Raw genomic sequence first — 25,187 nt, forward strand, 5'->3', positions numbered from 1 at the left:
CAAAACCTCACCTGCACACCACGCGGCAACCGCGCCCGAACCACCATCACAACCTCCGATCACAACCGGTGTTGCAACGACCCCATGAACCCAAGGGTCCTTCAGGGACCGCAACGCGTCTCCCCGCTCACGCCGTCTGAGTCCTTTGTGGACCGCGTTCGAGGGCGACGGCCGGACGGGACCGTTTTGTCGGTGCCCCGTGCCATGCTCGTCGGCAAGGGAAAACCAAAGGGGGAAGCCATGACTGTGCCGGGTGAGCGCGTGCCGGGTGAGACTGTGCCGGGTGAGATCGCCCTGCGCGAGATCGCCGATGCCGATCTCGATGCGTTCTTCGAGTTCCAGCGCGATCCCGAGGCGGTCCGGATGGCGGCGTTCACGGCGTCCGACCCGTCCGACCGCGCCGCGTTCGACGCGCACTGGGCGCGGATCCGCGCCGATCCCACCACGACGAACCGGACGATCACGGTCGGCGGCGCCGTCGCGGGGAACGTGGCGTGCTTCGAAATGGACGGGGAGACCGAGGTGTGCTTCTGGATCGACCGCGCGCTCTGGGGCCGCGGCGTCGCGTCGGCGGCGCTGGCGCAGTTCCTCCGCGAAGTGTCGGCGCGGCCGCTGCGCGCACGGGTCGCCGACGGCAACACCGGGTCGGCCGCCGTGCTGCGCCGGTGCGGGTTCGTCGCCGTCGGCAGGGACAGCGGGTTCGCGAACGGGCGAGGGGAGGTCGTCGGGGAGGAGGTGTTCGCGCTCCGGGGCTGAGCCCCGGGTCAGGGGAGCGGTCTGCGGCCGGCGAAGCCGATGTCGGCGCGGTGGTACCAGGTCAGGTCGTCGTCGCCTTCGAGCCAGCACAGCTGAACCGGCACGCCGTCGAGTTCGGCGGGGAAGTCGATGAGCAGCGGGGCGAAGCCCTTCAGCTCGGCACCGGTCTGCTGGACGGCGGTCATCAGGTCGTCGAGCCGGGCCTGCGCGGCCTTCAGCTCCGGCAGCCCGCCCAGCGGGCTCGGGTCGCCGTCCGGCGTCAGCGAGACGGCCAGCTCCGCCGCGTCCGCGCGCACCCGCACCAGTTCGTCGAGCGTTTCGCGCAGGTTCGCGAGTTCGGCGCGGGCTTCGGCCACCGTGAACAGTCCCATGCGCCCGAGGGTGCCAGACGCGGGCCGCCGGGCGTGACCGGTGATCTGCCGCACATCGGGCGGGTGCCAGACTTGACGCCGACCACCACCTGCCCCATCGCAGCTCGTCCAGCAGTACGCTTGTACCGCATACCACGAGAGTGCAGAGAGACGCGAAGATCCGCGAGAGGAGCACCGCTGCTCATGGCCAAGATCAAGGTCCAGGGCACCGTCGTCGAGCTCGACGGCGATGAGATGACCCGCATCATCTGGCAGTTCATCAAGGACAAGCTGGTCCACCCCTACCTCGACATCGACCTGGACTACTACGACCTGGGTATCGAGGAGCGGGACCGCACCGACGACCAGGTGACCATCGACTCCGCGAACGCCATCAAGAAGCACGGCGTCGGCGTCAAGTGCGCGACGATCACGCCCGACGAGGCGCGCGTCGAGGAGTTCGGCCTGAAGAAGATGTGGGTCTCGCCGAACGGCACGATCCGCAACATCCTCGGCGGTGTCATCTTCCGCGAGCCCATCGTGATCTCGAACATCCCGCGGCTGGTGCCCGGCTGGACCAAGCCGATCATCATCGGCAGGCACGCGCACGGCGACCAGTACAAGGCCACCAACTTCAAGGTCCCCGGCCCCGGCACGCTGACCATCAGCTACACGCCGGAGGACGGCTCCGAGCCGATGGAGCTCCAGGTCGCGAAGTTCCCCGAGGGCGGCGGCGTCGCCATGGGCATGTACAACTACCGCAAGTCCATCGAGGACTTCGCCCGCGCGTCCCTGCAGTACGGCCTCGACCGCGGCTTCCCGGTGTACATGTCCACCAAGAACACGATCCTCAAGGCCTACGACGGCATGTTCAAGGACGTGTTCCAGGAGATCTTCGACGCCGAGTTCAAGTCGGACTTCGAAGCCAAGGGCCTGACCTACGAGCACCGGCTGATCGACGACATGGTCGCCTCGGCGCTGAAGTGGGAGGGCGGCTACGTCTGGGCGTGCAAGAACTACGACGGTGACGTCCAGTCCGACACCGTGGCGCAGGGCTTCGGCTCGCTCGGCCTGATGACCTCGGTGCTGCGCACGCCGGACGGCAGGACCGTGGAGGCCGAGGCCGCGCACGGCACGGTCACCCGGCACTACCGCCAGCACCAGCAGGGCAAGCCGACCTCGACGAACCCGATCGCGTCGATCTTCGCCTGGACCCGTGGCCTCGAGCACCGCGGCAAGCTGGACTCCACGCCCGAGGTCGTCGACTTCGCGCACAAGCTGGAGCGGGTCGTCATCGAGACCGTCGAGAGCGGCAAGATGACCAAGGACCTCGCGCTGCTCATCAGCAAGGAGCAGCCGTACCAGACCACCGAGGACTTCCTCGCGACGCTGGACGAGAACCTGGCCAAGAAGATCACCCAGGGCTGATCCAGTCACGCTGAGCCCCCGCGAGCGCGTTCTCGCGGGGGCTTTCGTGTGTCACCAGACGTGCACACCGCTCTCTTCGCGGTGGAACACGCCGGTCCGCCCGTCGCGAGGGTCGCTTGGCCCGCGATGTGTGCGCCGCCCTGCTCCGCGCTCGGCGACAGCGCGTTCACCCGGATCCCCTCGTCGCGGAGCGTGTTGGCGTAGCTGAGGGTGAGCGAAGTACCGGATGCCCCGCCGGGGCCCGTCCGCGCGGCGCGGCCGGGGATTTCGCTTCTGCTCGACCGCTGCCCGCCGACTTCTCGGCCCTTCCCGTCGGGAAGCGCACCATCGCGGTGCGGTTCTTCACCGACCCCGCCGCCCGCGACCGCCACGGCACCGGCGGCCGGGCGCGTTTTGCCCGCGAAACGGTGCCGGCCTCCGCGCCGCGGCGGCACGCCACCCGCGCGATCGGGGCGGGCGGCGCCTGGTCGGCCGCCCTGCGAAGCGTTGCACGACCCGGATTCCGGCCAGTGGATCGTCTTCTCCACCGCGGTGCCCGGCACGTCGTCCCACGAGGCGTTGAAGCCGCTCAAGGTCGTCGGCACGCGGAACCTCACGACGGCGGACTGATTCCTTCCGGCCTCGTTTCCCCGAACGCGAGACATCGGCTGACGGTGTCTGCTTCACTGCTCACCGTGCGAACGAGGGACGCGGGTGGCCGGGAGTGGGAGCTTTCCCGCCGGCTCTCCCCATGGCGGCGGGTCATCCAGCCGATCAACCTGGCCTTCGGCCGGTACCGGCGGTACCAGGTCGTCCCGATCGGCGGTGCCGAGGAAACGCCCCGCGAGCGCGCGCGGCGGGAACGCGCCATCCGCGCCTCGGAACGCCGGGAAATTCGCGAAGGCATGATGGACCGCGGTGGCTGGTGGCTGCTGGCGTGGCCCGCGCTCGCGCTCTGGCAGCTCATCGCCGGGTTCTGCTCGACCGTCGCCGATCGCGCGAGCCAGTGGTTCCGCGTGGTCAGCGCCGTGGTGCTGCTGCCGTTCGCGCTCGTCGAACTGATCGCGCAGCTGCTCGCGGGTGGCGTGCTGCTGCTCGCGCGCGCCATCGGCATGGCGCGGTCCAGGGTCGACGTGCTGGCGCATCCGCAGCACTTCGAGGCCGTGCATTCGCTGACCGTGCTCAGCGTCGCCGGATTCGGCGCCGCGGGCAAGCTCGTCGAAGCGCTCCGGCAGCACCTGGCCAGGACCAATCAGCCGTTCGAGCCCGCGAAGGACCAGTACCTCGCGGGAATGCTGGCGCATTTCGGCGCCACCGTGGAGCAGCACGTCGGGATGTCGATCCCGGACTCCGGCGCCGGATGGGACGCGGCCCGCGCCGTCGACGACATGATGGACCGCAGCCGCCGCTGGTGATGCGCCAATTATGGCTCTGAGTGACCACCCGGTGACGATGTTGGCGCCTCCGGGTGGCGGGACTTCCCGCCCCGGGCCGGAAAGCCCTACCCTGGTCAGGAGCTGGCCAAGAAGCGGCCTGCCGAACGAGGAGCGCGCGTGATACTGGGCATTCCGAAACGGATGCTGCTCATCGTCGCAGTGCTGGTCGGCATCGGGTTGGTCTACGTCGTGGGGTCGGGCAAGCAGTTTTCGTCCGGCGCGTCTTCCGGTTGCCGCGTGACGGTGACGGCCGACGTCCTGAACGTTCGCGGCGCACCGGTGCCGACGGCGGAGCTGGTCGGGAAGTACAACCAGAACGCCGAAATCGATGCGCAGCCGGAAGTGCAGAACGGGTTCCGCAAGCTCGCCGACAACAAGTGGGCGTCGTCGGAGTTCCTGAAGCCGGTCGACGAGGCGAAGTGCACGGTCCAGCCGCCCGCACCGCCCTCGCCCGCGGGCTAAGGCAGCTCGACGACCATGCCCTCGGTGGCGGCGAGCACCTCGCCGCCGAACCGCTCCCGTGCCTGCGCGACGGACGCGGACCGGTCGGCACCCGGCCAGAAGTGGGTGAGCAGCAGCCGCCGCGCACCGGCCTGTGCCGCGTACGTCCCGGCCTCACCCGCCGTCATCAGGTAGCGCGGTCCGGTGGCGGGCCCGCCACCGGAAAGGGTGGCCTCGGCGATGAACAGGTCCGCGTCCCTGCCCAGTTCGGCGAGCGCGGCGCTCGGGCCGGTGTCGCCGGTGTAGGCCACGGTCAGGCCCGGCGCGGTGAGCCGGACGCCGTGGTTCGGCACGTGGTGCGGGAGTGCGAGCGCGGTCAGCTCCAGCGGGCCGACGCGCCCGCCCTCGGCGAGATCGTGGAACTCGAACACGGTTTCGGGGTCCGGACGCGGTTCGAGCGCGCGCAGGACCCGCAGTACACCCGGCGTGCCGTACAGCGGAAGCCTCGGCCGCCCGGCGTGCAGGTACTCGCGCACCCTGCCGAGCGCGCTCACGTCGACGCAGTGGTCCGGGTGTTCGTGGGTCACGATCACCGCGTCCACGTCGCCGTCGTCCACCGTTTCGAACAGCCTCGGCGCCGTGGCGTAGCCGAGGTCGAGCACGATCCGGAAGCCCGGTGGGTCAGCAGGTAGCCGCTGCACGCGCGGCCGGGTTCCGGCCAGGCGCCGCAGCTACCGAGCACGGTCAGGGTGGTGGTCACCGCGCCCAGCCTTCCGTAACGGGACCGCGGCCGTCGCGACTACCGGGAATGAAGCTGGTCAGGACCAAGGTGACGACACCGCGCCCGGTCGACGAGGTGTACGGCTTCCTCGTCGACTTCGAAAACCAGGTGCGATGGCGCTTCGACGTGCTCACCAGCGAGCTGATCGCGGGGGAGCTGGGCGAGGTCGGCGCGCGGTACCGGCAGCGCGTGAAGCCCGGCCGCCGGATCCAGCTCAGCGAGGTCGTGCTCGCCGAGGCGCGGCCGTCGTCGGAGGTCGCCTTCCGCACGCTGGACTCCGGCCCGGTGACGGTGTCCGGCGCGTGGCACATCCGCGACGGCTCGGGGCGCACCGAGGTCGTGTGCGAGGTCGCGATCGCCACGCGGGGCCCGCTCCGGCTGGTCGAGCCGCTGCTGGGCCCGTCGCTGCGCAAGATCGCGGCACGGTACGAAAAGGCGCTGGCCGAGCGGCTGAACGGGCACTGACCGCGCTGGTTGTCGGTGCCCGCGGGTACCCTCCGGCGCGTGCTGACCCTTTCCACCGTCAACGTCAACGGCCTGCGCGCCGCCGCCAAGAAGGGCTTCGTCGAGTGGCTCGGTGCCACCGATTCCGCCGTCGTCGCCCTGCAGGAGGTGCGTGCCCAGCCGGGCGAGCTGACCGCGGCGGTCCGCGAGCCGGACGGCTGGCACACCTCGCACGCCCCGTCGGAGGTCAAGGGCCGCAACGGGGTTTCGGTGTACACCAGGGCCGAGCCCGAAGCGGTCCGCGTCGGGTACGGCGAGCCCGAGTTCGACGGGAGCGGCCGCTACCTCGAGGTGCAGCTTCCCGGCCTGGTGGTGGCGAGCCTCTACCTGCCCAGCGGTGACGTCGGGACCGAACGGCAGGAGCAGAAGGAGCGCTTCATGGCGTCCTTCCTGCCCTACCTCACCGAACTCCGCGCGAAGGCCGCCGCGTCGGGTCGCGAAGTGGTGGTGATGGGCGACTGGAACATCGCGCGCGCCGAGATCGACATCAAGGCGTGGAAGACGAACCAGAAGAACTCCGGCTTCCTCCCCGAAGAGCGGGAGTGGCTCGGCCGCGTCTTCGACGAAGCCGGTTATGTCGACGTGCAGCGCAAGCTCGACCCCGAAGGCCCCGGCCCGTACACGTGGTGGTCGTACCGAGGGAAGGCGTTCGACAACGACGCCGGCTGGCGGATCGACTGCGTGCTGGCGACACCCGGCCTCGCCGGGAAGTGCACCTCGGTCGTGGTCGAACGAGCCGAAACCTACGCGCAGCGGTGGTCCGACCACGCCCCGGTCACCGCCACCTTCGACTGGGACTTTCCAGCCTGACATCGCGCTCGGCCAAGGGAACAGCTCGTCGGCACAGCCGATATTGGTCAGATCGCGGCGTGCTGCCCTGAAGGAGCCTTTGGGGAGGCGGGTGTCGTGGGCGCGGCCGTCGTGGGCTTTCCGCGTCGCGGGGTGCGTGCGCTGAAGGGGGCCTTGGGGGAATGTGATGCGGTGAAGGGGCCCTTCGGGGCATGAGCTTCGTGGTGCCGTGCGTCGTGAGGGGCGAGATTGTGGCGTCAGATTCCCTGAAGGCGTCCTTCGGGGAATCTGCTGGGAGGTTCGAGGGTCGCATTCTTCTCGTTTCCGCGTGCTGCCCCGAGATGTATTCAGGGCCCGAAAGGCTGCGAGCAGGTGTGAACGTGCAGGTCACTGAAGGGCCCGTGCGGATGCTGCTCCCGTCCTCGCGGTGCTCACGGCAGAAGGGACAGGGCAGCATGCGCAAATTCATCCGCCGCCGCCACCACCGCCGCCACAGGCGCCATCATCGCTGAAGGGGGCCTTGGGGGAATGTGACGCCGTGAAGGCGTCCTTCGGGGCATGAGCTTCGTGGTGCCGTGCGTCGTGAGGGGCGAGATTGTGGCGTCAGATTCCCTGAAGGCGTCCTTCGGGGAATCTGCTGGGAGGTTCGAGGGTCGCATTCTTCTCGTTTCCGCGTGCTGCCCCGAGATGTATTCAGGGCCCGAAAGGCTGCGAGCAGGTGTGAACGTGCAGGTCACTGAAGGGCCCGTGCGGATGCTGCTCTCGTCCTCACGGTGCTCACGGCAGAAGGGGGCAGGGCAGCATGCGCAAATTCATCCGCCGCCACCACCACCACCACCGCCGCCACAGGCGCCATCATCGCTGAAGGGGTCCTTGGGGGAATGTGATGCCGTGAAGGGGCCCTTCGGGGCATGAGCTTCGTGGTGTCGTGCGTCGTGAGGGGCGAGATTGTGGCGTCAGATTCCCTGAAGGCGTCCTTCGGGGATCACGCGAAGGGAACCGAGATCACGGCGAAGGGAACCGATTCCCCGCGAGGCGAGCTGTTCGCGGACGGAGGGTGCGAGCTGGGCCTGGAAACCGACGCCCGCCAGGCTCACGTCGTCAGCGTCCAGCAAGGCCGCGACGGTCAGTTCGGGGTTTTGCGGCCGACGAGGTGGAAGATGCGGCTGAGCTGCCGGTAGGGATCTCGCCTGCCGGCTTCGAGTTCGACCGCGGCGGCCGCGGCGAGCTGCTTCGAGTCGTCGGGGTCCAGGTCGGCCCCGCTGAGGTCGAGCCAGTCGACGAACAGCCAAACCCCGTACCAGTTCAGGGTTTCCACGCCCCGGCTCCGCACGAGTTCGCTGAGTTCCGGCACCGTGGTGGCGTGCGTCGGCAGTCCCAGCACCCCGATTTCGCTCCTGGCGTCGAACGCCGTCAGCGCGTCCTCCCACCGCTGTTCCAGTGCCGGGCGCACCGCCGCCGCGGCGGCGTTTCCCGCCATGATCGAGACCACGCCACCGGGGGCGGCACACCGGCAGAGCTGGTCGACCACCGGCTCCGGCCGTTCGAGGTACCCGAGCACGCCATGGCACAGCACCGCGTCGAAACGCCGTCCATCCACTGCCTCCTCGGCGTTCTCACCGGCGGCTCGCTTCAGCGTCACCCGCCGCTGGACGTCGGCGGGCAGGCGATCGAGTCGCTGCCGCGCCTTGTCCAGCATTCCTTGCGACGGATCGAGCAAGGTCACCTCGTAACCAGCTTGGGCGAGCGGAAACGATTGATGGCCCGCGCCGCCGCCGACGTCGAGCACGGAAACCGGCGGCGCCGGCAGGTGTTCGAGAAGCTGCTGGTGCATCACGTACGTGCGCACGCGCCCCTTCACGGCGGCGTACGCCCCATCGGCGAAGTGGTCGGCCAGCCCGGCCCAGATGTCGTCGCTCACCGCACCACCCTATAAGTTAATGGTTAGTAACTGATAACTTCGTGTCATGGCTGCGCGGATGAGCGGATCGGAACGGCGAGCCCAGGTGCTGGGGATCGCCGCGGGCGAGTTCGCGGCGCACGGGCTGCACGGTGCGTCGATCGAGGCGATCGCGCGCGAGGCGGGCATCACGCAGGCGTACGTGTTCCGGATGTTCGGGACCAAGAAGGCGCTCTTCCTGGAACTGGTCGGCACGGCCTTCGACCGGTTCAGCGACGGGATGTCGGATGCCGCCGAGGGCGTCCGGGACCTCGACGCGCTGGCGCGGATGGGGGCGCGGTACTACGAGCTGCTCGCGGATCGCACCACGCTTTTGCTGCAGCTGCAAGGCTTTGCCGCCTGCGGGGACCGCGAGGTCCGCGCGCTCGTGCGGACGCGGCTCGCCCGCATGTGGGACACGGTCGCCGATACGACGGGTCTGGACCCGGTGACGGTGAAATCGTTCCTCGCCTTCGGGATGCTGCTGAACAACGTCGCCGCCCTCGACGCCGACGAATCGGACGAGCCGTGGGCGAAGGGAGTGCGCACGCGCATCCACGCGGGCCTGTTCGAACACATCACCGCCGAAACCAACCGGTGACGGTCGGCGCGCCGAAGCGGCAACGATTCGGCTGAGATGGGCATCGATCGGCGCGAAAGCGGCTTCGGGCTGCGTACTCTTGGTCGGCTGAGGAAACGGCGGTTCCGTCCCGCTCGGCAGGCACGATGGTGCGCTGCGGTCCGAGGACACGATCCGAGGACGTGACATGTCCGAAGTTGCCGGCTGTCCGATCGTGCTCGATCCCCTGGTGCGCGACCTCGACGGGGAGACCCGCAGGTTGCGCGAGACCGGCGCGCTGGTGCGCGTCGACCTGCTCGGTGTGCCCGCCTGGTCGGTCACCCGGCACGCCGACGCCCGGCGGCTGCTCACCGATCGGCGGCTGGTGAAGGACCTCGGCCGGTGGAAGCTGTGGCGTGGCGGGGAAGTCACCCGCGAATGGCCGCTGATCGGCATGGTCGATCCCGGCCGTTCGATGTTCACAGTGGACGGTGCCGAACATCGGCGGCTGCGGGCGAAGACCGCGCAGGCGGTCACCCCGCGGCGGCTGGAGAACCTGCGCCCCGCGATCGAACACGCGACCCGGCGGTTGCTGGACGACGTGGGCGAGCGAGGGGCGCGCGGACCGGTCGATCTCAAGCCCGTCTTCGCGCGGCCGCTGCCGATGACGGTGATCAGCGTGCTGATGGGGGTGGATCCGGCACTGCACCCCCGGCTGCACGTCCTCTACCGGGCGTTCTTCTCGATGGTCACCCCGCAGGACGAGCGGCTGGCCGTCATCGGCGAACTCGACCGCATCTTCACCGACATGGTCAGGGCGCGGACCGTGCGGCCTGCCGACGATCTGACCAGCGCCCTGATCCTCGCCGGGGAGGGCGGGGAACCGCTCACGGAGGCGGAGGTCGTCGGCAACCTGCAGGCGATGGTCGGGGCGGGGCACGAAACGACGGTCGGGCTGATCCTCAACGCCGTGCGCGCGCTGCTCACCCATCCGGACCAGCTCCGCGCCGTGCTCGCGGGCGCGGCGGGCTGGGAGGCGGTCATCGAGGAAACCCTGCGCTGGGACACCCCGGTCAGCCATCTCCTGATGCGGTTCGCCACCGAGGACATCGAGGTGGCAGGCGGGGTCATTCGCGAAGGCGAAGGCGTGGTGATCTCCTACCGCGCGATCGGCAGGGACCGCGAACACCACGGTCCGGACGCCGACGAATTCGACCTCACCCGTGACCCGGCGGCAAGGCACCTGACCTTCGGCCACGGCCCGCACATCTGCCCCGGTGCCGCGTTGTCCAGGCTGGAGGCGGGAATCGCGCTCCCGGCCCTCTTCGCGCGCTTCCCGCACCTGCGGCTCGCCGTGCCCGCCGAAGAGATCCGGAACGAGCCCGTGCTCACCCAGAACGACATCCGGTCGCTCCCCGTCCACGTGCACGGGTGACCACGATCTTCATCCCCGTGCCGGAGTCCCGGCGGCCGTCCGGGCGAGGTGCGCGTCGATCGCGGCGAAGGTGGCTTCGGGGCGTTCGATGTGCGGCAGGTGGCCCGCTTCGGGGATGACCTGGAACCGGCCGTCGCCGAAGGCGCTCGCGTAGGCCTTGCCATAGGCGGGGGTGACGATGCGGTCGCTTTCGCCCCAGAGCAGGAGGGCGGGCACGCCGACCTGGCGAAGGCGGCGCAGCAGCGTGGCGTCGTGCATGTACGGGTCGCCGGCCAGTATCCGCATCGTGGCGGCGTTGGCCTCCTGCGCGGCCCGTTGTGCGGCCGGGATCTTCGCGGGGTCCCGGTAGTAGCGGGCCGAGTCGTGCCAGGCGTATTCGGCGAGGCCGCGGGCGTCGAGGGCGAAGAAGTCCCGGATCGGTTCGGCTTTGACGCGCACGCCGACGGCGTCGATCAGCACGAGGTCGGTGATGACGCCCGTCGTGTCGCGCGCGGCCATCTCCGCGGCCGTCCAGCCGCCGAGCGACGAGCCCACGACCAGTACGTCCCGCAGCCCGAGTTCGCGCAGGTGGTGGAGGTAGGCCACGGCGAGGTCGTCGACGCCGGTCAGCCAGGCAGGGCGATCGGTGCCGTTCCAGCCGGGGTGGGTGGGCGTGCTGACGTGGTGGGTGCGTGCGAGGTGGCCGGCGAGCCCGGCGACCGTCGCGGGGCCGCCACCGCCGTGCAGCACCAGCGCCGGGCGGCCGGAGCCCGCCTCGGACATGGTGAGGGAAAGGTCGGGGTGCAGGGAGATTCGGTGGTCCGCGAGCATGCGGCCACCATAACTAAACATGTTTATATAAGCTAGTTTAGTTTTGCCCTACACTGCTGCCATGCCCCACGAGCTGCAGCCTCTCGGAAAAGCGGTCAAGCGCGCGCAGTACCGGCAGCACCGGGCGCTCGACAGCGGGCTCGCCACGGTCGGCACCACGTTGGCGCAGTGGGACGCCCTGCGGGCGATCGGCGCTTCGCCCGGTGCGTCGGCTCGCGCGTTGTCCGCGGCCACCTTCCAGAGCGAGCAGGCGTTCGGCACGCTCGCCGGCCGGTTGGTGGCGCTGGACCTGATCGAGCGCCGGCCCGGTGCCGGACGGCGGATCGAGCACCACCTGACCGCTTCCGGTGAACGGGTCCTCGCGGCAGGGCACCGGGTCGCCGACGAAGTGCTGGCCGCCTGCTTCGCCCCCCTGTCCGCGGCCGACCGCGCGACCCTGCTGGATCTGTTGCACCGCATGGCGGGGAGCGCGGACACTTGACCTCCAGCAATGTGGAGGTAGCAGGCTGGCCGCATGACCACGCCACGTCCGTCCTTAGTGGACGAAGGAACCGATGAGGACCGCGCCGCGATCGCCAAGATCATCGAGGACACCGAAATCGCTTACAACACCAACGATCCCGATCTGATGACCGAGCACTTCGCGCTGGACGCCACGGTGGTGAACGCGGTCGGCGGGCGCGCTTCGGGCTGGGCGGCGCTGTACGACGCGAACAAGCGCGGTCTCGCCGGGTTCCTCCACGACGAGTACGTGCGGTACCAGGTGACCGGGATCGACTTCCTCGGCCAGGACACCGCGCTCGCCTACAAGGCCGCCCGCGCCACGAAACCGGACGGCGACCTGATCGACGCCGACCCCGCGATGGTCGCGCTCTACGTCATGGTCAAACGGGACGGCCGGTGGTGGGTCGCGGCGAGGCAGAACACCCTCGTCCCCGCCTAGCGCCTCGTCGTCCCATCGGGGCGAGCGGCCGAGGTGAGGCCCCGCGCATGCCCTGAAGGACGCTCCGATAGGGGCAAGGCCAGCTCCGCTCCGGAGTGCACGCCCCGAAGGCGTCCTTGAGGGAATCTGACGCCGCGAAGGCGCCCTTCAGGGCATGCACGCCGCTGTGTCGCGAGGGCCGAGAACGCGGCGTCAGATTCCCCGAAAGTCACCTTCGGGGCCCCGGCGGCTCCACGCCCCCAGCCGCCCCATCGCAGATGCCCTTCGGGGCGCCCAGCCCGCGCTGGGCGGTCGCCGCGGCCGTGGCTGAACACGCGGCGAACGTCACGAAACGCCTGCCCGCCTTGACCGGTGACGAGCGGGTGGCCGAGGACGGCGGCCGCTTGACTCGTTCGGCTGACCCGCTGCGGAGCGCGCCCGGTCGCTCACGGGCCGTTGACCTCTGGTGATGCCGGGGGTCCGACCCCGGCGTTTTCGGTACTGGAACAGCCGCTAGCCTCGTGCCCCGTGTTGATCACACCTGGCTCGCCCCGCCGGGCGGGGTTGACACGCTCGGTAGCTTTTGGATCATCAACACGCCTTGGCATCCTCCTTTCGGGTGCAGATTTGGTGCGGGAGGCACTCCGGTGCGCAACCGAGTACGGCCGTTAGCGCGGACGAAGCGCGGTGTCGTCGTGCTGTTCACGACGGGAGCCGCCGTCGTGAGCGGCGCGGGTGCCGCGTCGGCGGACACGCTCGCCCAGGGCGAGCCGGACGTCCTGTCGTTCGGGATCCTGGGGCCGGTCGGCCTCGTGGCCGTGGTGATCGGGGTGCTCGGCATGACCGCGGGCGTCATCCGCCAGCGGAAGAAGGTGGCGGCCGAAGCCGCCAAGGCCGCCGAGGTCCTGGAGCCGGTCACCGGCAGCGCGCCGCCGAAGAAGGCCGCGTCGACCGAACACGTGCTCGTCGAGGCGAAGGCCAAGACCTGCATCGCGGGTGATCTCCGCGCCGATCTTCCCGCCGACTTCCGGCCGGGTGTGCGCGCCGAGGACGACGCGACCCGCCCGGTGCTGAGCCCGATCGCGAAGCGGCGCGTGCGATCCGCCGTTTATTCCCGATCCGGCGAGTAATCCCTCACAGCGAAAGCCCTTACCGGCGCGGTGACGACGTCCGTAGGCTCGGGTGATGGCTGAAAGCGTGTCGATCACCCCGCCCGAGCCGAAGCCTTCCCCGTCCGCGATGCGCAGGGCTCTGCGCCGCGCCGCGGACGGTGTCGCGCTCGACGTCACGGAATCCGCGGTCCTGCTGCATGCTCGCGGCGAAGATCTCGACCAGCTGCTCGCCGCGGCGAGCAGGGTGCGGGACGCCCATCTCGCCGATCAGGGGCGCAGCGGGGTGGTCAGCTATTCGAGCAGCGTGTTCATCCCGCTGACCAGGCTGTGCCGCGACCGGTGCCACTACTGCACCTTCGTGACCGTGCCGGGCAAGCTGCACTCGATGTACCTCGAACGCGACGAGGTGCTGGAGATCGCGCGCGCCGGCGCGGCGGCGGGCTGCAAGGAGGCCCTGTTCACCCTCGGCGACCGGCCGGAGGACCGGTGGCCGCAGGCCCGCGAGTGGCTCGACGCCCGCGGCTACGACTCCACTGTGGACTACGTTCGCTCGTGCGCGATCGCGGTGCTGGAGGAGACCGGCCTGCTGCCGCACCTCAACCCCGGCGTGCTGAGCTGGGAGGAACTGCACCGGCTCCGCCCGGTCGCGGCGAGCATGGGCATGATGCTGGAGACCACCGCGGAGCGGCTCTGGTCGGAGAAGGGCGGCCCGCACTACGGCAGCCCCGACAAGGAGCCCGCGGTGCGGCTGCGCGTGCTCGACGACGCCGGCCGCGTCGGCGTCCCGTTCACCACCGGGATCCTCGTCGGGATCGGGGAAAACCGGACCGAACGGGCGGAATCGCTGCACGCGATCCGCACGCGCGCGCGGCAGTACCGCAACATCCAGGAGATCATCGTCCAGAACTTCCGGGCCAAGCCGGACACCGCGATGCGGCAGGCCCCGGACGCGGACATCGAGGACCTCGCCGCGACCGTCGCCGTCGGCAGGCTCCTGATGCCGCCGGGGGTGAGCGTGCAGGCGCCGCCGAACCTCGTCGGCGAAGAGTTCGCGCTGCTGCTGCGCGCCGGGATCGACGACTGGGGCGGCGTCTCGCCGGTGACCCCGGACCACGTGAACCCCGAGCGCCCGTGGCCCGCCGTCGACGCGCTCGCCGAGTGGACCCGGCAGGCGGGTTACGAGCTGCGCGAGCGGCTCGCGGTGTACCCGAAGTACGTTGCCGCGTCGGAAAAGTGGCTCGATGTCCGGCTGCACCCGCACGTCAACGGGCTCGCGACGCCCGACGGCATGGCGGATCAGGACGCGCCGATCGTCGGCAGGCAGTGGCAGGAGCCCGACGGCGGGCTGGAGACCGTCGGCCGCGCGGACCTGAACTCCTCGATCGACACCGACGGCCGCACCTCGGACCGCCGCGGCGACTTCGACAGCGTCTACGGCGACTGGGACATCCTGAAGACGCAGGTGTCCGGCAGTACCGCGCCGGAACGCCTCGACGCGGACGTGCGCGCGGGGCTGGCGCTGGCCGCCGACTACCCCGGCGCGCTGCTCGAACCGATCCACACCGACGCGGCGATGGCGCTGCTGACCGCGGACGGCGAAGCGCTCGAAACGATGGCGCGCCTTGCCGACGAACTGCGCGCGGACGTGGTCGGCGACGACATCACCTACGTCGTCAACCGCAACATCAACTTCTCGAACGTCTGCTACGTCGGGTGCCGGTTCTGCGCCTTCGCCCAGCGCGAGCGGGACGCCGACGCGTTCCGGCTCTCGGTGGACGAGGTCGCCGCGCGCGCCGTCGAAGCGTCGCGGGCGGGCGCGACCGAGGTGTGCATGCAGGGCGGCATCGACCCGAAGCTGCCGGTCAGCTACTACGCCGACATCGTGCGCGCGATCAAGGCCGCGGTACCGGACATGCACGTCCACGCGTTCTCGCCGATGGAGATCGTGTCGGCGGCGTCGAAGGCGGGCGTCAGCGTCGAGGAGTGGCTCACCGAGCTGCGCGACGCCGGGCTCGGCTCGATTCCGGGCACCGCGGCGGAAATCCTCGACGACGACGTGCGCTGGGTGCTGACGAAGGGCAAGCTGCCCGCGCAGACCTGGATCGACGTGGTGTCCACCGCGCACCGGCTCGGCATCCCGTCGTCGAGCACGATGATGTACGGGCACGTCGACCACCCGGAGCACTGGCTCGGCCACCTGCGGGTGCTGGCCAGGATCGCCGACGACACCCGGGGTTTCACCGAGTTCGTCGGCCTGCCGTTCGTGCACCACAACGCGCCGATCTACCTGGCGGGCGTGGCGCGGCCGGGCCCGACCATGCGGGACAACCGCGCGATCCACGCGTTCGCGCGGCTCGCGCTCAACGGCCGCATCGACAACGTGCAGTGCTCGTGGGTGAAGCTCGGTGACGAGGGCACCGCGCAGGTGCTTCGCGGTGGCGCCAACGACATCGGCGGCACGCTGATGGAGGAGACCATCTCGCGGATGGCGGGTTCGGAGCACGGCTCGTCGCGGACCACCGCCGAGCTGGACCACCTCGCCGCGCTCGCGGGCAGGCCGTCTCGCCAGCGCACGACCACCTACGCGCACCAGCGCCTCGCGGTGCTGAGCTGACTTCGAGGGCACCGGGGCGGCTACTCGCCCGCCCCGGTGCCCTGGGAGAATCGCGCCCGTGGCCGAAGAACAAGAGAAGACCGCCACGCGGCTTCGCGTGCTGTCCGGGATCCAGCCCACCGCCGACTCGTTCCACCTCGGCAACTACCTCGGCGCGCTGCGCCAGTGGGTGCGCCTGCAGGACACGCACGAGCCGTTCTACTGCGTCGTCGACCTGCACGCGATCACCGTCGAGCAGGACCCGAAGGTGCTGCGCGAGCGCACCCGCCGCTCGGCGGCCCAGCTCCTCGCGCTCGGCGTCGACCCCGAGCGCAGCGCGCTGTTCGTGCAGAGCCACGTGCCAGAGCACGCGCAGCTGAGCTGGGTGCTGGAGTGCCTCACCGGGTTCGGCGAGGCGAGCCGGATGACGCAGTTCAAGGACAAGGCCAGCAAGCAGGGCACCGACCGCGCCAGCGTCGGGCTGTTCACCTACCCGGTGCTGCAGGCCGCGGACATCCTGCTGTACCAGGCGCACGCGGTCCCGGTCGGTGAGGACCAGCGCCAGCACCTCGAACTTTCGCGCAATCTCGCGCAGCGGTTCAACAACCGGTTCGGCAGGACCTTCGTGGTTCCGGAGCCGCATATCGTCAAGGACACGGCGAAGATCTTCGACCTGCAGGACCCGGCGTCGAAGATGAGCAAGTCGGCGTCCACCGTGAACGGGCTGGTCGAACTGCTCGAAGACCCCAAGCGCTCGGCGAAGAAGGTGCGCTCCGCGGTCACCGACACCGGCCGGGACATCATCTTCGATCCCGAGCACAAGGCGGGCGTGTCGAACCTGCTGACCATCTACTCCGCGCTCACCGGGCGGAGCGTCGACGACCTGGTCACGGCCTACGACGGCAAGGGCTACGGCGACCTGAAGAAGGACGTCGCCGAGGTGCTCGTCGAGTTCGTGACACCGTTCCAGTCCCGCGTCCAGTCCTATCTGGACGATCCGGCCGAGCTGGACAAGGTGCTCGCGCGCGGCGCCGAGCAGGCCCGCGCGGTCGCGTCGAAGACGCTGGCGGCGGCGTACGACAAGGTGGGCTTCCTGCCGCCGCTGCGGTGAATGGGCTGTCCAGGTTTGCCCGGATTCCCTGAAGGGGCCTTCAGGGACCAGGCAAGGGAGCTCGCACCCTGAGCCACCCGCGACGGCGACGCCACCGACGACGTTTAGCCCGCGAACTGCACCCCGCCGCCCCAGTCCCACTCGCCCGCCTATTCCGAACCACGAGAGCCGCGTCCCCGGCAGCGCAAGTTTCGACGCCCGATAAAAACACACCGCTCGCGTTGCGACGGGTACGGACCGTGGTTAACGTCCAGTCGTGGCGAACGACGAGAAAGAGAAGCTGCTTCCGCGCCTGCGCCGGAAGTACCCGTGGCTCGATCACGTGATCAGGGCCAACGAAGCCTTCACCGAGCGCTACGGCAACCACTACGCCGCCGCGATCACCTACTTCAGCGTGCTGTCGGTGATCCCGGTGCTGATGGTCGGGTTCGCCGTGGTCGGCTTCGTCGTCGCCGGTGACCAGTCGGTGATCGCCCAGATCACCGACGGCATCAAGAAATCGGTGCCGCAGGGCCTCAACGACATCGTCAGCCAGGTCGTGACGGCCGCGCTGAACTCGCGTGGCGGCGTCGGCGTGTTCGGGCTGCTGATCGCGCTGTACTCCGGCATCGGCTGGATGAGCAACCTCCGTGACGCGCTGACCGCGCAGTGGGGCCAGGAAAAGCAGCAGCTCCCGCTCGTTTCGACCACGCTGAAGGACCTCGTCGCACTGGTCGGGCTCGGCCTGGCGATGATCGTGTCGTTCGGCCTGACCGCGGTCGGCGGCGGCGTCGGGAAGTTCCTGCTCGACGCGGTCGGGCTCGCCGACCAGGGCTGGGCGGTGTTCCTGCTGCGCGTGGCCACGATCGTCCTCGGCCTGCTCGCGAACACGCTGGTGTTCCTCTGGGTGCTTTCCCGGCTGCCGCGCGAACGCGTGCAGACGCGCAGCGCGGTGAAGGGCGCGATCCTCGCCGCCGTCGGGTTCGTCATCCTGCAGCAGGTGGCCACGACCTACCTCGCGAGCGTCACGAAGTCGCCGAGCTTCGCGGTGTTCGGGCCGGTGCTGGGGCTGTTGGTGTTCGCGAACCTGGTGGCCCGCTTCGTGCTGTTCGTCACCGCGTGGACGGCGACGGCGAAGGAAAACCAGGTGCGCAAGGTGGTTCCGCCGCCACCCGCGGTGATTCGCCCGGAGATCCGGATGCAGCAGGGCCCGGGGTTCGGCGCCGCCGCGGGTGCGTTCGGCGTCGGCGCGCTGCTCGGCTGGTTCGGAAGGCGCCGTCGATAGCCGGTCGACCGCTACGGTGTGGTTCGTGTACCACGTGGAAGCGTCCTCACTGGCGGAGTACTTCGCGTACGACCCGGCGCGCGAGCACGATCTTCGCGCCGTCGACGAAGTCGTCCGCGCGGCGGCACCGGGGCTCGAACGCCACTTCTTCACCGGCACCGGAACCGGCAAGCCGGGCATGTCGATCAAGATGATCGGGTACGGCACCTTCCGGTACCGGGTCAAGGCCAGCCCGGAACCGATCGACTGGCCGGTGGTCGCGCTCGCGTTGCAGAAGAACTACCTCAGCCTGTACGTCGCCGCGGTCGAAGGCGGCGAGTACCTGCTGAACCAGTACGCGGGGCGGCTGGGGAAGGTCGGCGTCGGCCAGAACTGCGCGCGGTTCGAGAAGGCCGCCGATCTGGACACCGGTGTGCTCACCGAACTGGCCCGCCGGATCGAAACCGGGCTGGCGGCGGGCGAGCTGGAACTCCGGTACGGGCGGGTCGGGAAGTGATCGGCCGGGGCGGAAAAGGCCGTCGATAGTAGGTCCCCGCGCTGGCTAAGCTGATCAGTGCGATGACGGGCAAAGTGCGCTACCCGCGCGAAATCTGGGTACTGGTGGGGGCGAGCTTCCTGATCGCCGTCGGCTTCGGGCTGGTCGCGCCCGCGCTGCCGAACTACGCGACCAGCTTCGACGTCGGTATCACCGCGGCCTCGGTGGTGATCAGCGCGTTCGCCGCGATGCGCCTGCTGTTCGCGCCGCTGAGCGGGCGGCTCGTCACCTCGTTCGGGGAGCGCCCGGTCTACCTGTGGGGCATTTCGATCGTCGCGGCGGGCAGCCTCGCCTGCGCCGCCGCCCAGGAGTACTGGCAGCTCCTGCTGTTCCGGTCGCTGTCCGGGATCGGCTCGACGATGTTCACCGTGTCCGCGGTCGGCCTGCTGATCCGGATCTCGCCGCCGGAGCTGCGCGGCCGCGTCAACGGCTTGTGGGGCACCAGTTTCCTGCTCGGCAGCGTGACCGGCCCGGTGCTCGGCGGCGGGCTCGTGGCGCTGTCCCTTCGCGCGCCGTTCCTGTTCTACGGCGGCGCGCTCGTCGCGGTGACCGTGCTGGTGTGGGCGCAGCTGCGGAACTCCACGCTCGCCGCCCGCCCCGCCGACGAGCACGCACCCACCATGACGTTCCGGCAGGCGCTCGGCGAGCCGGCCTACCGGGCCGCGCTCACCTCGAACTTCGCGAGCGGCTGGGTGGTCAACGGCGTGCGGACCTCGCTCGTGCCGCTGTTCGTGGTGGCGGTGCTGCACGAGCCGTCGTCGTTCGCGGCGATCGCACTCGCGGTGTTCGCCGCGGCCAACGCGGTCGTGCTGCCCGCGGCCGGATCGCTGGCGGACCGGTTGGGGCGCAAGCCACTCGCGCTCGGCGGCCTCGCGCTGCTGACCGCGGGCACCGTCGGGGTCGGGGTCACCGGCCAGCTCTGGGTGTTCCTCGTCGCGTCGGCGGTGTCGGGTGTCGGCTCGGGTGCGCTGAACCCGGCGCACAGCGCGGCGGTCGCGGACGTGCTCGGGGTGAAAGCGCGCGGTGGGACGGTGCTGGCGGGTTTCCAGATGGCGTCCGACGTCGGGGGCGTGGTGGGGCCGCTGGCCGCGGGCGCGATCGCGGACGGCGGGTCGTACGCGTGGGCGTTCGCGCTGAGCGCGGGCGTGGTCGCCGTCGCGCTCGGCCTGTGGATCCGGGCGAAAGAAACCCTGCCCGCGCGGGTTGTCACCGTCCCGGCATGACATTCGTCGTGCCCCGATGACGACGAATCATCCGGGAGCGCGGGGCCGTCGTGAGAGAACCTCGATGTAGCCAAGAAATCGAGGAGACGAGATGACCACCGTGACCGCTCCCGCCCCCGCCGCCCGGTCGCCGCGCGAGGCGCTGCGCCCGCTGCTGATCGACATCGGCGCGCCGCTGGCCCTCTACTACGGGCTGCACTCCGGGTTCGGCGTCTCCGACGTGTGGGCGCTCGGTGCCGGCGCGGTCGTCGTCGCGGCCAGGACCCTCTACAGCCTGGCGCGCTACCGCCGTTTCGAGCTGATCGCGACGCTCGTGCTGGTCACCAGCATCGCCGGGATCGCGCTGTCGTTCTTCTCCGGCGACGCGCACTTCATGATCGCCAAGGACGCGTTCGGCAGCGGGGTGGTCGGCATCGGCATCCTGTTCGCCTCGCTCGGCGGGAAGCCGGTGATGTCCGAGGCCATGCGGCCGTTCATGGCCAAGACCGAGGCCGCGCGCGCGACGTGGCTGCGGCTCTCCGCCACCGACGCCGCGTTCCACCGCACCGAAATGCGCATCACGCGGATGTGGGGTGTGGCGCTGTTCGCCGAATGCCTGGTGCGGGTCGCGCTCGCCTTCACGCTGCCGGTGCCGACGATGGTGTGGCTCTCGACGGTGATGATGATCGGCACGATGGCCGGGGCCGTGGTGCTGAGCGGGGCGCTGGCGCAGCCGCTGGAGGCGGCCGTCGAGCGCGAGGTCAGTCCTGCGGCGCGCTGAGCTGCTTGCGCCGGTGGCCCACGATGAAGCCCACCACGATGAGCACCGCGACGACGAGGGTCAGCACCCAGCCGGTCACGCCGAACGGGTCGTCCTTCGCCGCCGCGGCGTTCGTCGATCCGTTGGCCGATCCGGCGGGCTGCCCGGTGTCCGGGTCGATGGCCTGCGCCGGGCCGGTCAGCTGGCCGACCGGCCGCGCGTCCGCCTTCAGCAGCCCGAACCCGTAGTCGAGCAGCAGCGCGGCCTGGTCGACGACCTTGGCCGGGCGCTGCTCGGCCCGCATCATCACCACGGCGAGGCGCTTTCCGCCCTGCGCGGCGCCGCCGACGTAGGTGTGGCGGGCGTCGTCGGTGAACCCGGTCTTCCCGCCGAGGAAGCCGATGTAGTGGCCGAGGAGCTTGTTGTCGTTGTAGATCGGGAACGGGGGCTTGCCGCCCGCGCCGGGGAACTGGAACTCCTTGGTGCCCACCGCCTTGGCGAACTCGGGGTGCTGCATCGCCTGGTTGAAGATCACGCTCAGGTCGAAGGCCGAAGTGGACATCCCCGGACCGTCCAAACCGGACGGGGTGGCGGCGTGCGTGTCCGTCGCGCCGATCGACGCGGCGAGCGCGTTCATCTTCCTGGTGGCCGCGTCGACCCCGCCGAGCGCGGTGGCGAAGGTGTGCGCGACGTCGTTGCCGGAGTGCATCAGGAGCCCGTGGAGGAGCTGGTCGACGGTGTACGGCGCGCCCGCGGTGATGCCGACGCAGGTGCACTCCTGGCTGGCGTCCTCCTTGGTCGGCGCGATCACCTGCTCCGGCTTCATCTCGCTGACCACCACGAGCGCGAGCAGCGTCTTGATCAGCGACGCGGGCCGTTCGCGGGCGTGCGGGTCCTTCGCCGCGACCACCGCGCCGGTGTCGAGGTCCTGCACCAGCCAGGACGCGGCGGTGGTCTCCGGCGGGTTCAGCGCGCCGTCGGGGGTGACGATCCCGCAGTCGGCCATGCGCGGCCCGCCCGCTGGCTGCTCCGGCACCGGCAGCGGGCGCGGGGCGGCCTGGCCGGGCGCCGGCTTCTCGGAGGTGTCGACCGGGGGCGGCGGTGTCTCCCTGTTCGCGCACGCGGCCGGCGGCGCGGGCACCTTCGGCGTCGGCTTCGAGGCCGCGGCCGGTCCCGTGGTCAAGGCGAGCAAACCGGACAACAGGGCCAGAACGAGAACCGGGAGCGACCGGCGGGAAGCGCTGTGCACCCGAGCAGGCTAACTGAAGCACGCGCGCGATAATCGAGGCATGTCGCGACGCACCTCTCTCTTTCTGCTGGCCTTCGGGGTCTGGTCCTGGATCATCTGGATCACCTTCGCCAAGAACCTGTGGGAAAGCGACCGCGCCTGGGCCGCCGACGGCTCGCCAACCGCGTACTTCACCGTGCACGCCGTGCTGACCGTCGTCTCCTTCGTGCTGGGCACCGTCATCGGCGTGCTCGGCCTGCGGGGCCTGCGCGGTTCGCGGGCTAACCGTCGCGAAGAGGTCCCAGCCGGGGACTAGGCCCGGTAGCGCGTTTCGAGCATCACGCAGCCGGTTTCCGTGCGGTACGGGCCGTGCCGCATGCCCGGCCGCCGCATCGCGAACTCGCCCGCGCGGAACGTGCGGCCCAGCGTCAGGTCGTGCAGCTCGCCGTCGAGGAGGTACACCTCTTCGACGTAGTCGTGCGTGATCACTCCATCGAATGAAGTGTCGAGACCCGGTGCCCACCGGGCGAGTCGCGTCAGGATCGCCGGGTCATCGGGGTCGCTGCTGAGGATCCGCTCGGTCACGCCGTCCTGCGCGGTCGCCCGCCACGGCCCGGCGTCCGCGGCGAAGAACTCGTACTCGGCTTTCACGGTTTCACTGTATACAACACGTATGCGGCTGGGTTGGTCCTTTTGCCGGGCGCGCGGGCGCGAAGGAGCGGTTACCGTCCGAACTTCGCGAACGAACTGGGGCTGGGGAATGTTTCGGAAAACTGTCGTGCCGCTTGCCGTGCTCACCGCCGTCGCGGGTATGGCCGTCGCGCCGGCGACCGCCGCGGCAGCCGCGCCGACCTGCGGTACGGGTCCGTCCTATCCGTACATCGTGCTCTACGCGCCGCACACGCCACCGGCGCTCGTCGACGCCGAGCTGGCCGCGAAATGCGGCTCGCGCACCGGCTACTACCCGGAGATCGGGGTCGCGGTCGCCGCCTCGGCCGATCCCGGCTTCGCGGGGAAGATCGGCGTCCACCGCGCCTACTCGGGCAAGAAGGAGATCACGGACGCGGGCGGTCCCGACCCGGCCGTCGCGCGGGCGGGCGTCACCGCGCAGCAGTGGGACATGCGCGCGATCAAGGCACCCGAGGCGAACCGGATCTACCAGGGCAGTGCCGCGGTGACCGTCGGCGTGCTCGACTCCGGCGTCGACGCGACGCATCCCGCGCTGAAGAACGCGGTCGACCCGGACGCGTCCGCGGGCTGCGGCACCGGCGTCCCGGACCCGTCGGCGTGGGGTCCCGTCGGCGACGTCTTCCACGGCACGCACGTCGCGGGCACGATCGCGGCGAAGGACCCGGCGAACGGGTTCACCGGCATCGCGCCCGGTGTGCGGATCGCGTCGGTGCGGCTTTCGGACAGCCCGCAGGGCTGGGTCTACCCGGAGGCGGCGGTGTGCGGGCTCGTCTGGGCGGCGGACCACCACTTCCCGGTCGTGAACGCGAGCTGGTCGGTGGACCCCGGGCTGTTCTACTGCGCGGATCAGCCTGGCGAGGCCGCCGTGTTCGAGGCCGTGCGCCGCGCGGCGGCCTACGCGCGGCGCAACGGCGTGCTGGTCGTCGCGGCCGCGGGCAACAACGGCTTCGACCTGACCAAGCAGACCGAGGACCCGATCCCGGTGCCGCAGTACCCGGTGACCCCGGCGTGCAAGTCGTTGCCGCAGGGGCTGCCCGGCGTGGTGACGGTCTCGTCCGTCGGCTACTCCGGGACGAAGGCGGCGACGAGCAACTACGGCGCGGGCGCCGTCCGGCTGACCGCGCCGGGTGGCGCGAACGGCGACTCGCCGCCGGACGGCCAAGGCGTCGACTGTCCACTTTCGACAGCCCTGGACGGCGGGTACCGGGCGATCTGCGGCACGTCCATGGCGGCGCCGCACGTCGCCGGTGTCGCCGCGCTGCTGGCGAGCCGCCACCCGCACGCCTCACCCGCGCGGCTCGCGGCACTGCTCGAAGCGCAGGCGGATCCGGTGCCGTGTCCCGCGGGCACCGACTGCACCGGCACCGATCGCGACAACTCGTACTACGGCCGCGGCCGGGTCAACGCGCTGCGCGCTGTCCGGTAGCCCACCGCAGGATCGTGCTGGTGCGGTGCACCGGAAGGCGGTGCTGACAACCGTGAGGCGGGTGGCGGAGGCTTGCCCCGAGGTCCCTGAAGGTCACAGCGGTGATGCACGGGGGTTGATTCTGGTGAGGTGGCGGAAGGGTGGAGCCTCCGGGGGAGTTCCCCGGGGCCGGTCCCTGAAGGGCGCCTTCGCGGCGTCAGATTCCCCGAAGGCCACTTTCAGGGACTGCGCAGCGGACCTCACCTTGGCCCCGATTCCCGTCCGCGCTCGGCCATCGTGGACATGGCGAACGTGTCCAGCCGGCGAGCAGGGCGCGCTACGTCCTCCCTCAACGGTCTGCGCCGCCCGTCGGTTCGTCGACGAACTGATGGTAGCGACGTGGGTACTTTCGTCAGGGGTGAACAGGGGAAGGGGGAAGGAAGGGGCGCCGCCACAGCAGGATGGTGCTCAGGGTGAAGGTCAGCAGGTGGCCGATGCTGAGCGCGGCGCCCTGGAATACGGTGCCCGCGAGGAGAGCCGCGACGGCGAAGCCGATGAGCAGGCCGATTCCCGGTGACGCGGGCACTGCCCAGCGGGGGTACGCGGTGCGCCCGCGGACGATCAGCACCACGATCCACAGCGACGCGAGCCCGACGAGGATGCCGTAAACCCAGTAGGCGACGGAGATCGCCGCGCTGAAGTCGTCGGCCATGGCGAGCAGGCGGTCGACGCCCGCGCGGTCGTCGCCGAGTGATTCGGCGGCGCGGTAGGCCTCGCCCCAGTAGTAGAACGAGCCGTGGATGAACGGCGCGATCGCCCAGCTCGCGGCCAGCGCGACGGCGGGCGGCACGGCGAGCGCGCGGCCGGCGGGGCGGATCCCGCGGTAGAGGTGCCAGACGGCGGCCAGGTACAGCGGCGCGGTCAGCACCCCGGCGAGCGCGCCCCACATGAGCTGATCCGTCGACGGTGCGAGCAGCGAGCCGACGGTGTCCGCGAGCCCGGGGTTGCCCCGCAGCAGCGGATGCGCGGCGCGGTCGGTCGAGCCGCCGAGCAGGAGCGCGTCCCCGAGTATCCAGAACAGGGACGCGACGACACCGGCGATTCCGGTTAGACGCACGAAAACGGCCATGAAGTTAGGTTAGCCTAACTTCATGGCCG

26 protein-coding genes and 1 pseudogene are annotated in these 25,187 nt (G+C 70.4%); 20 read left to right on the top strand and 7 right to left on the bottom strand.

What is annotated here, in order from left to right; translation table 11 throughout:
- Positions 1–240 precede the first annotated feature (240 nt).
- Positions 241–756 (top strand): GNAT family N-acetyltransferase, encoded by a 516-nt coding sequence (locus tag ABD256_RS28595; RefSeq protein WP_344425633.1) that lies wholly within the window; start codon positions 241–243, stop codon positions 754–756.
- An 8-nt stretch (positions 757–764) separates the two neighbouring features.
- On the opposite strand, the gene ABD256_RS28600 is transcribed toward ABD256_RS28595, so the two are convergent.
- The gene (locus ABD256_RS28600; protein ID WP_344425635.1) at positions 765–1,127 is read right to left on the bottom strand and encodes a DUF2203 domain-containing protein; all 363 of its coding nucleotides are present in this window, start codon (positions 1,125–1,127) and stop codon (positions 765–767) included.
- Positions 1,128–1,310: 183 nt separating this feature from the next.
- On the opposite strand from ABD256_RS28600, the gene ABD256_RS28605 reads away from it, so the two are divergent.
- The 4 genes from ABD256_RS28605 to ABD256_RS28620 all read left to right on the top strand — a co-directional run bounded on the left by ABD256_RS28605 (position 1,311) and on the right by ABD256_RS28620 (position 4,411).
- Positions 1,311–2,534: an NADP-dependent isocitrate dehydrogenase gene (locus ABD256_RS28605; protein ID WP_344425637.1), complete on the top strand. Its 1,224-nt coding sequence runs from the start codon at positions 1,311–1,313 to the stop codon at positions 2,532–2,534.
- 486 nt (positions 2,535–3,020) lie between these two features.
- The gene (locus ABD256_RS28610; protein ID WP_344425639.1) at positions 3,021–3,143 is read left to right on the top strand and encodes a hypothetical protein; all 123 of its coding nucleotides are present in this window, start codon (positions 3,021–3,023) and stop codon (positions 3,141–3,143) included.
- A 65-nt stretch (positions 3,144–3,208) separates the two neighbouring features.
- Positions 3,209–3,928, top strand: a complete 720-nt coding sequence (locus ABD256_RS28615) for a hypothetical protein (protein WP_344425641.1) — start codon at positions 3,209–3,211, stop codon at positions 3,926–3,928.
- A 138-nt stretch (positions 3,929–4,066) separates the two neighbouring features.
- Positions 4,067–4,411, top strand: coding sequence for an SH3 domain-containing protein (locus ABD256_RS28620; protein ID WP_344425645.1), 345 nt, complete (start codon positions 4,067–4,069; stop codon positions 4,409–4,411).
- Here ABD256_RS28620 and ABD256_RS28625 read toward each other — a convergent pair.
- Positions 4,408–5,159: pseudogene (locus ABD256_RS28625) on the bottom strand (MBL fold metallo-hydrolase). The gene ABD256_RS28620 and the pseudogene ABD256_RS28625 overlap by 4 nt on opposite strands.
- A 39-nt stretch (positions 5,160–5,198) precedes the next feature.
- Between ABD256_RS28625 and ABD256_RS28630 the strand changes: the two are divergent.
- Both ABD256_RS28630 and ABD256_RS28635 read left to right on the top strand, forming a co-directional pair.
- Complete coding sequence (locus ABD256_RS28630) at positions 5,199–5,636, top strand: SRPBCC family protein (RefSeq protein ID WP_344425648.1); 438 nt, start codon at positions 5,199–5,201, stop codon at positions 5,634–5,636.
- Positions 5,637–5,675: 39 nt separating this feature from the next.
- The gene (locus ABD256_RS28635; RefSeq protein WP_344425651.1) at positions 5,676–6,485 is read left to right on the top strand and encodes an exodeoxyribonuclease III; all 810 of its coding nucleotides are present in this window, start codon (positions 5,676–5,678) and stop codon (positions 6,483–6,485) included.
- 1,105 nt (positions 6,486–7,590) lie between these two features.
- Here ABD256_RS28635 and ABD256_RS28640 read toward each other — a convergent pair.
- Positions 7,591–8,385, bottom strand: coding sequence for a class I SAM-dependent methyltransferase (locus tag ABD256_RS28640; protein WP_344425654.1), 795 nt, complete (start codon positions 8,383–8,385; stop codon positions 7,591–7,593).
- A gap of 46 nt (positions 8,386–8,431) precedes the next feature.
- Here ABD256_RS28640 and ABD256_RS28645 point away from each other — a divergent pair, with 46 nt between their 5' ends.
- Positions 8,432–9,004, top strand: a complete 573-nt coding sequence (locus ABD256_RS28645; protein ID WP_344425656.1) for a TetR/AcrR family transcriptional regulator — start codon at positions 8,432–8,434, stop codon at positions 9,002–9,004.
- 166 nt (positions 9,005–9,170) lie between these two features.
- Positions 9,171–10,397, top strand: coding sequence for a cytochrome P450 family protein (locus ABD256_RS28650; protein WP_344425658.1), 1,227 nt, complete (start codon positions 9,171–9,173; stop codon positions 10,395–10,397).
- Between the two features lie 9 nt (positions 10,398–10,406).
- Here the strand turns inward: ABD256_RS28650 and ABD256_RS28655 are convergent, their stop codons facing one another.
- Positions 10,407–11,207: an alpha/beta fold hydrolase gene (locus ABD256_RS28655; protein ID WP_344425660.1), complete on the bottom strand. Its 801-nt coding sequence runs from the start codon at positions 11,205–11,207 to the stop codon at positions 10,407–10,409.
- A 61-nt stretch (positions 11,208–11,268) separates the two neighbouring features.
- Between ABD256_RS28655 and ABD256_RS28660 the strand changes: the two genes are divergently transcribed.
- From ABD256_RS28660 to ABD256_RS28700, 9 genes are all read left to right on the top strand, one after another.
- A complete protein-coding gene (locus ABD256_RS28660; protein WP_344425662.1) occupies positions 11,269–11,688 on the top strand; it encodes a MarR family winged helix-turn-helix transcriptional regulator in 420 nt (139 codons plus the stop codon).
- Between the two features lie 33 nt (positions 11,689–11,721).
- The gene (locus ABD256_RS28665; RefSeq protein ID WP_344425664.1) at positions 11,722–12,150 is read left to right on the top strand and encodes an SgcJ/EcaC family oxidoreductase; all 429 of its coding nucleotides are present in this window, start codon (positions 11,722–11,724) and stop codon (positions 12,148–12,150) included.
- Between the two features lie 626 nt (positions 12,151–12,776).
- On the top strand, positions 12,777–13,259 hold the full coding sequence (locus ABD256_RS28670; protein WP_344425666.1) for a hypothetical protein: 483 nt from the start codon (positions 12,777–12,779) through the stop codon (positions 13,257–13,259).
- A 55-nt stretch (positions 13,260–13,314) separates the two neighbouring features.
- Complete coding sequence (locus tag ABD256_RS28675) at positions 13,315–15,855, top strand: bifunctional FO biosynthesis protein CofGH (protein WP_344425668.1); 2,541 nt, start codon at positions 13,315–13,317, stop codon at positions 15,853–15,855.
- Between the two features lie 58 nt (positions 15,856–15,913).
- Positions 15,914–16,945: a tryptophan--tRNA ligase gene (gene trpS / locus ABD256_RS28680; RefSeq protein ID WP_344425671.1), complete on the top strand. Its 1,032-nt coding sequence runs from the start codon at positions 15,914–15,916 to the stop codon at positions 16,943–16,945.
- 256 nt (positions 16,946–17,201) lie between these two features.
- A complete protein-coding gene (yhjD, locus tag ABD256_RS28685; protein WP_344425674.1) occupies positions 17,202–18,209 on the top strand; it encodes an inner membrane protein YhjD in 1,008 nt (335 codons plus the stop codon).
- 25 nt (positions 18,210–18,234) lie between these two features.
- Positions 18,235–18,705, top strand: a complete 471-nt coding sequence (locus tag ABD256_RS28690; protein WP_344425677.1) for a DUF1801 domain-containing protein — start codon at positions 18,235–18,237, stop codon at positions 18,703–18,705.
- Positions 18,706–18,767: 62 nt separating this feature from the next.
- Positions 18,768–19,967 (top strand): MFS transporter, encoded by a 1,200-nt coding sequence (locus tag ABD256_RS28695; protein ID WP_344425680.1) that lies wholly within the window; start codon positions 18,768–18,770, stop codon positions 19,965–19,967.
- A gap of 91 nt (positions 19,968–20,058) precedes the next feature.
- Positions 20,059–20,727 carry a VC0807 family protein gene (locus ABD256_RS28700; RefSeq protein ID WP_344425683.1) on the top strand — a complete coding sequence of 223 codons (669 nt, stop codon included), beginning with the start codon at positions 20,059–20,061 and terminating at the stop codon, positions 20,725–20,727.
- Here the strand turns inward: ABD256_RS28700 and ABD256_RS28705 are convergent.
- Entirely contained in the window at positions 20,708–21,955 is a 1,248-nt protein-coding gene (locus ABD256_RS28705; protein WP_344425686.1) for a D-alanyl-D-alanine carboxypeptidase family protein, read from the bottom strand. The two genes, ABD256_RS28700 and ABD256_RS28705, sit on opposite strands and share 20 nt — an antisense overlap.
- A gap of 40 nt (positions 21,956–21,995) precedes the next feature.
- On the opposite strand from ABD256_RS28705, the gene ABD256_RS28710 reads away from it, so the two are divergent.
- Positions 21,996–22,250, top strand: coding sequence for an SCO4848 family membrane protein (locus ABD256_RS28710; RefSeq protein WP_344425689.1), 255 nt, complete (start codon positions 21,996–21,998; stop codon positions 22,248–22,250).
- On the opposite strand, the gene ABD256_RS28715 is transcribed toward ABD256_RS28710, so the two are convergent.
- Complete coding sequence (locus ABD256_RS28715; protein WP_344425692.1) at positions 22,247–22,585, bottom strand: cupin domain-containing protein; 339 nt, start codon at positions 22,583–22,585, stop codon at positions 22,247–22,249. The genes ABD256_RS28710 and ABD256_RS28715 overlap by 4 nt on opposite strands.
- A gap of 109 nt (positions 22,586–22,694) precedes the next feature.
- On the opposite strand from ABD256_RS28715, the gene ABD256_RS28720 reads away from it, so the two are divergent.
- Positions 22,695–24,050: a S8 family peptidase gene (locus tag ABD256_RS28720; protein WP_425546537.1), complete on the top strand. Its 1,356-nt coding sequence runs from the start codon at positions 22,695–22,697 to the stop codon at positions 24,048–24,050.
- Positions 24,051–24,441: 391 nt separating this feature from the next.
- Here the strand turns inward: ABD256_RS28720 and ABD256_RS28725 are convergent, their stop codons facing one another.
- Positions 24,442–25,158, bottom strand: a complete 717-nt coding sequence (locus tag ABD256_RS28725) for a DUF6796 family protein (RefSeq protein WP_344425694.1) — start codon at positions 25,156–25,158, stop codon at positions 24,442–24,444.
- Between the last annotated feature and the right edge of the window lie 29 nt (positions 25,159–25,187).

This window comes from Amycolatopsis minnesotensis, from assembly GCF_039529815.1.
GTDB lineage: Bacteria > Actinomycetota > Actinomycetes > Mycobacteriales > Pseudonocardiaceae > Amycolatopsis > Amycolatopsis minnesotensis.

Excerpts from the sequence above, each read along its gene's own strand:
- ABD256_RS28600 (WP_344425635.1), bottom strand. The coding sequence starts at position 1,127 with ATGGGACTGTTCACGGTGGCCGAAGCCCGCGCCGAACTCGCGAACCTG.
- ABD256_RS28605 (WP_344425637.1), top strand. The coding sequence starts at position 1,311 with ATGGCCAAGATCAAGGTCCAGGGCACCGTCGTCGAGCTCGACGGCGAT.
- ABD256_RS28725 (WP_344425694.1), bottom strand. The coding sequence starts at position 25,158 with ATGGCCGTTTTCGTGCGTCTAACCGGAATCGCCGGTGTCGTCGCGTCC.
- ABD256_RS28695 (WP_344425680.1), top strand. The coding sequence starts at position 18,768 with ATGACGGGCAAAGTGCGCTACCCGCGCGAAATCTGGGTACTGGTGGGG.
- ABD256_RS28665 (WP_344425664.1), top strand. The coding sequence starts at position 11,722 with ATGACCACGCCACGTCCGTCCTTAGTGGACGAAGGAACCGATGAGGAC.
- ABD256_RS28655 (WP_344425660.1), bottom strand. The coding sequence starts at position 11,207 with ATGCTCGCGGACCACCGAATCTCCCTGCACCCCGACCTTTCCCTCACC.
- ABD256_RS28660 (WP_344425662.1), top strand. The coding sequence starts at position 11,269 with ATGCCCCACGAGCTGCAGCCTCTCGGAAAAGCGGTCAAGCGCGCGCAG.
- ABD256_RS28650 (WP_344425658.1), top strand. The coding sequence starts at position 9,171 with ATGTCCGAAGTTGCCGGCTGTCCGATCGTGCTCGATCCCCTGGTGCGC.
- ABD256_RS28645 (WP_344425656.1), top strand. The coding sequence starts at position 8,432 with ATGGCTGCGCGGATGAGCGGATCGGAACGGCGAGCCCAGGTGCTGGGG.
- ABD256_RS28595 (WP_344425633.1), top strand. The coding sequence starts at position 241 with ATGACTGTGCCGGGTGAGCGCGTGCCGGGTGAGACTGTGCCGGGTGAG.
- ABD256_RS28720 (WP_425546537.1), top strand. The coding sequence starts at position 22,695 with ATGTTTCGGAAAACTGTCGTGCCGCTTGCCGTGCTCACCGCCGTCGCG.
- ABD256_RS28710 (WP_344425689.1), top strand. The coding sequence starts at position 21,996 with ATGTCGCGACGCACCTCTCTCTTTCTGCTGGCCTTCGGGGTCTGGTCC.
- ABD256_RS28675 (WP_344425668.1), top strand. The coding sequence starts at position 13,315 with ATGGCTGAAAGCGTGTCGATCACCCCGCCCGAGCCGAAGCCTTCCCCG.
- ABD256_RS28630 (WP_344425648.1), top strand. The coding sequence starts at position 5,199 with ATGAAGCTGGTCAGGACCAAGGTGACGACACCGCGCCCGGTCGACGAG.
- ABD256_RS28700 (WP_344425683.1), top strand. The coding sequence starts at position 20,059 with ATGACCACCGTGACCGCTCCCGCCCCCGCCGCCCGGTCGCCGCGCGAG.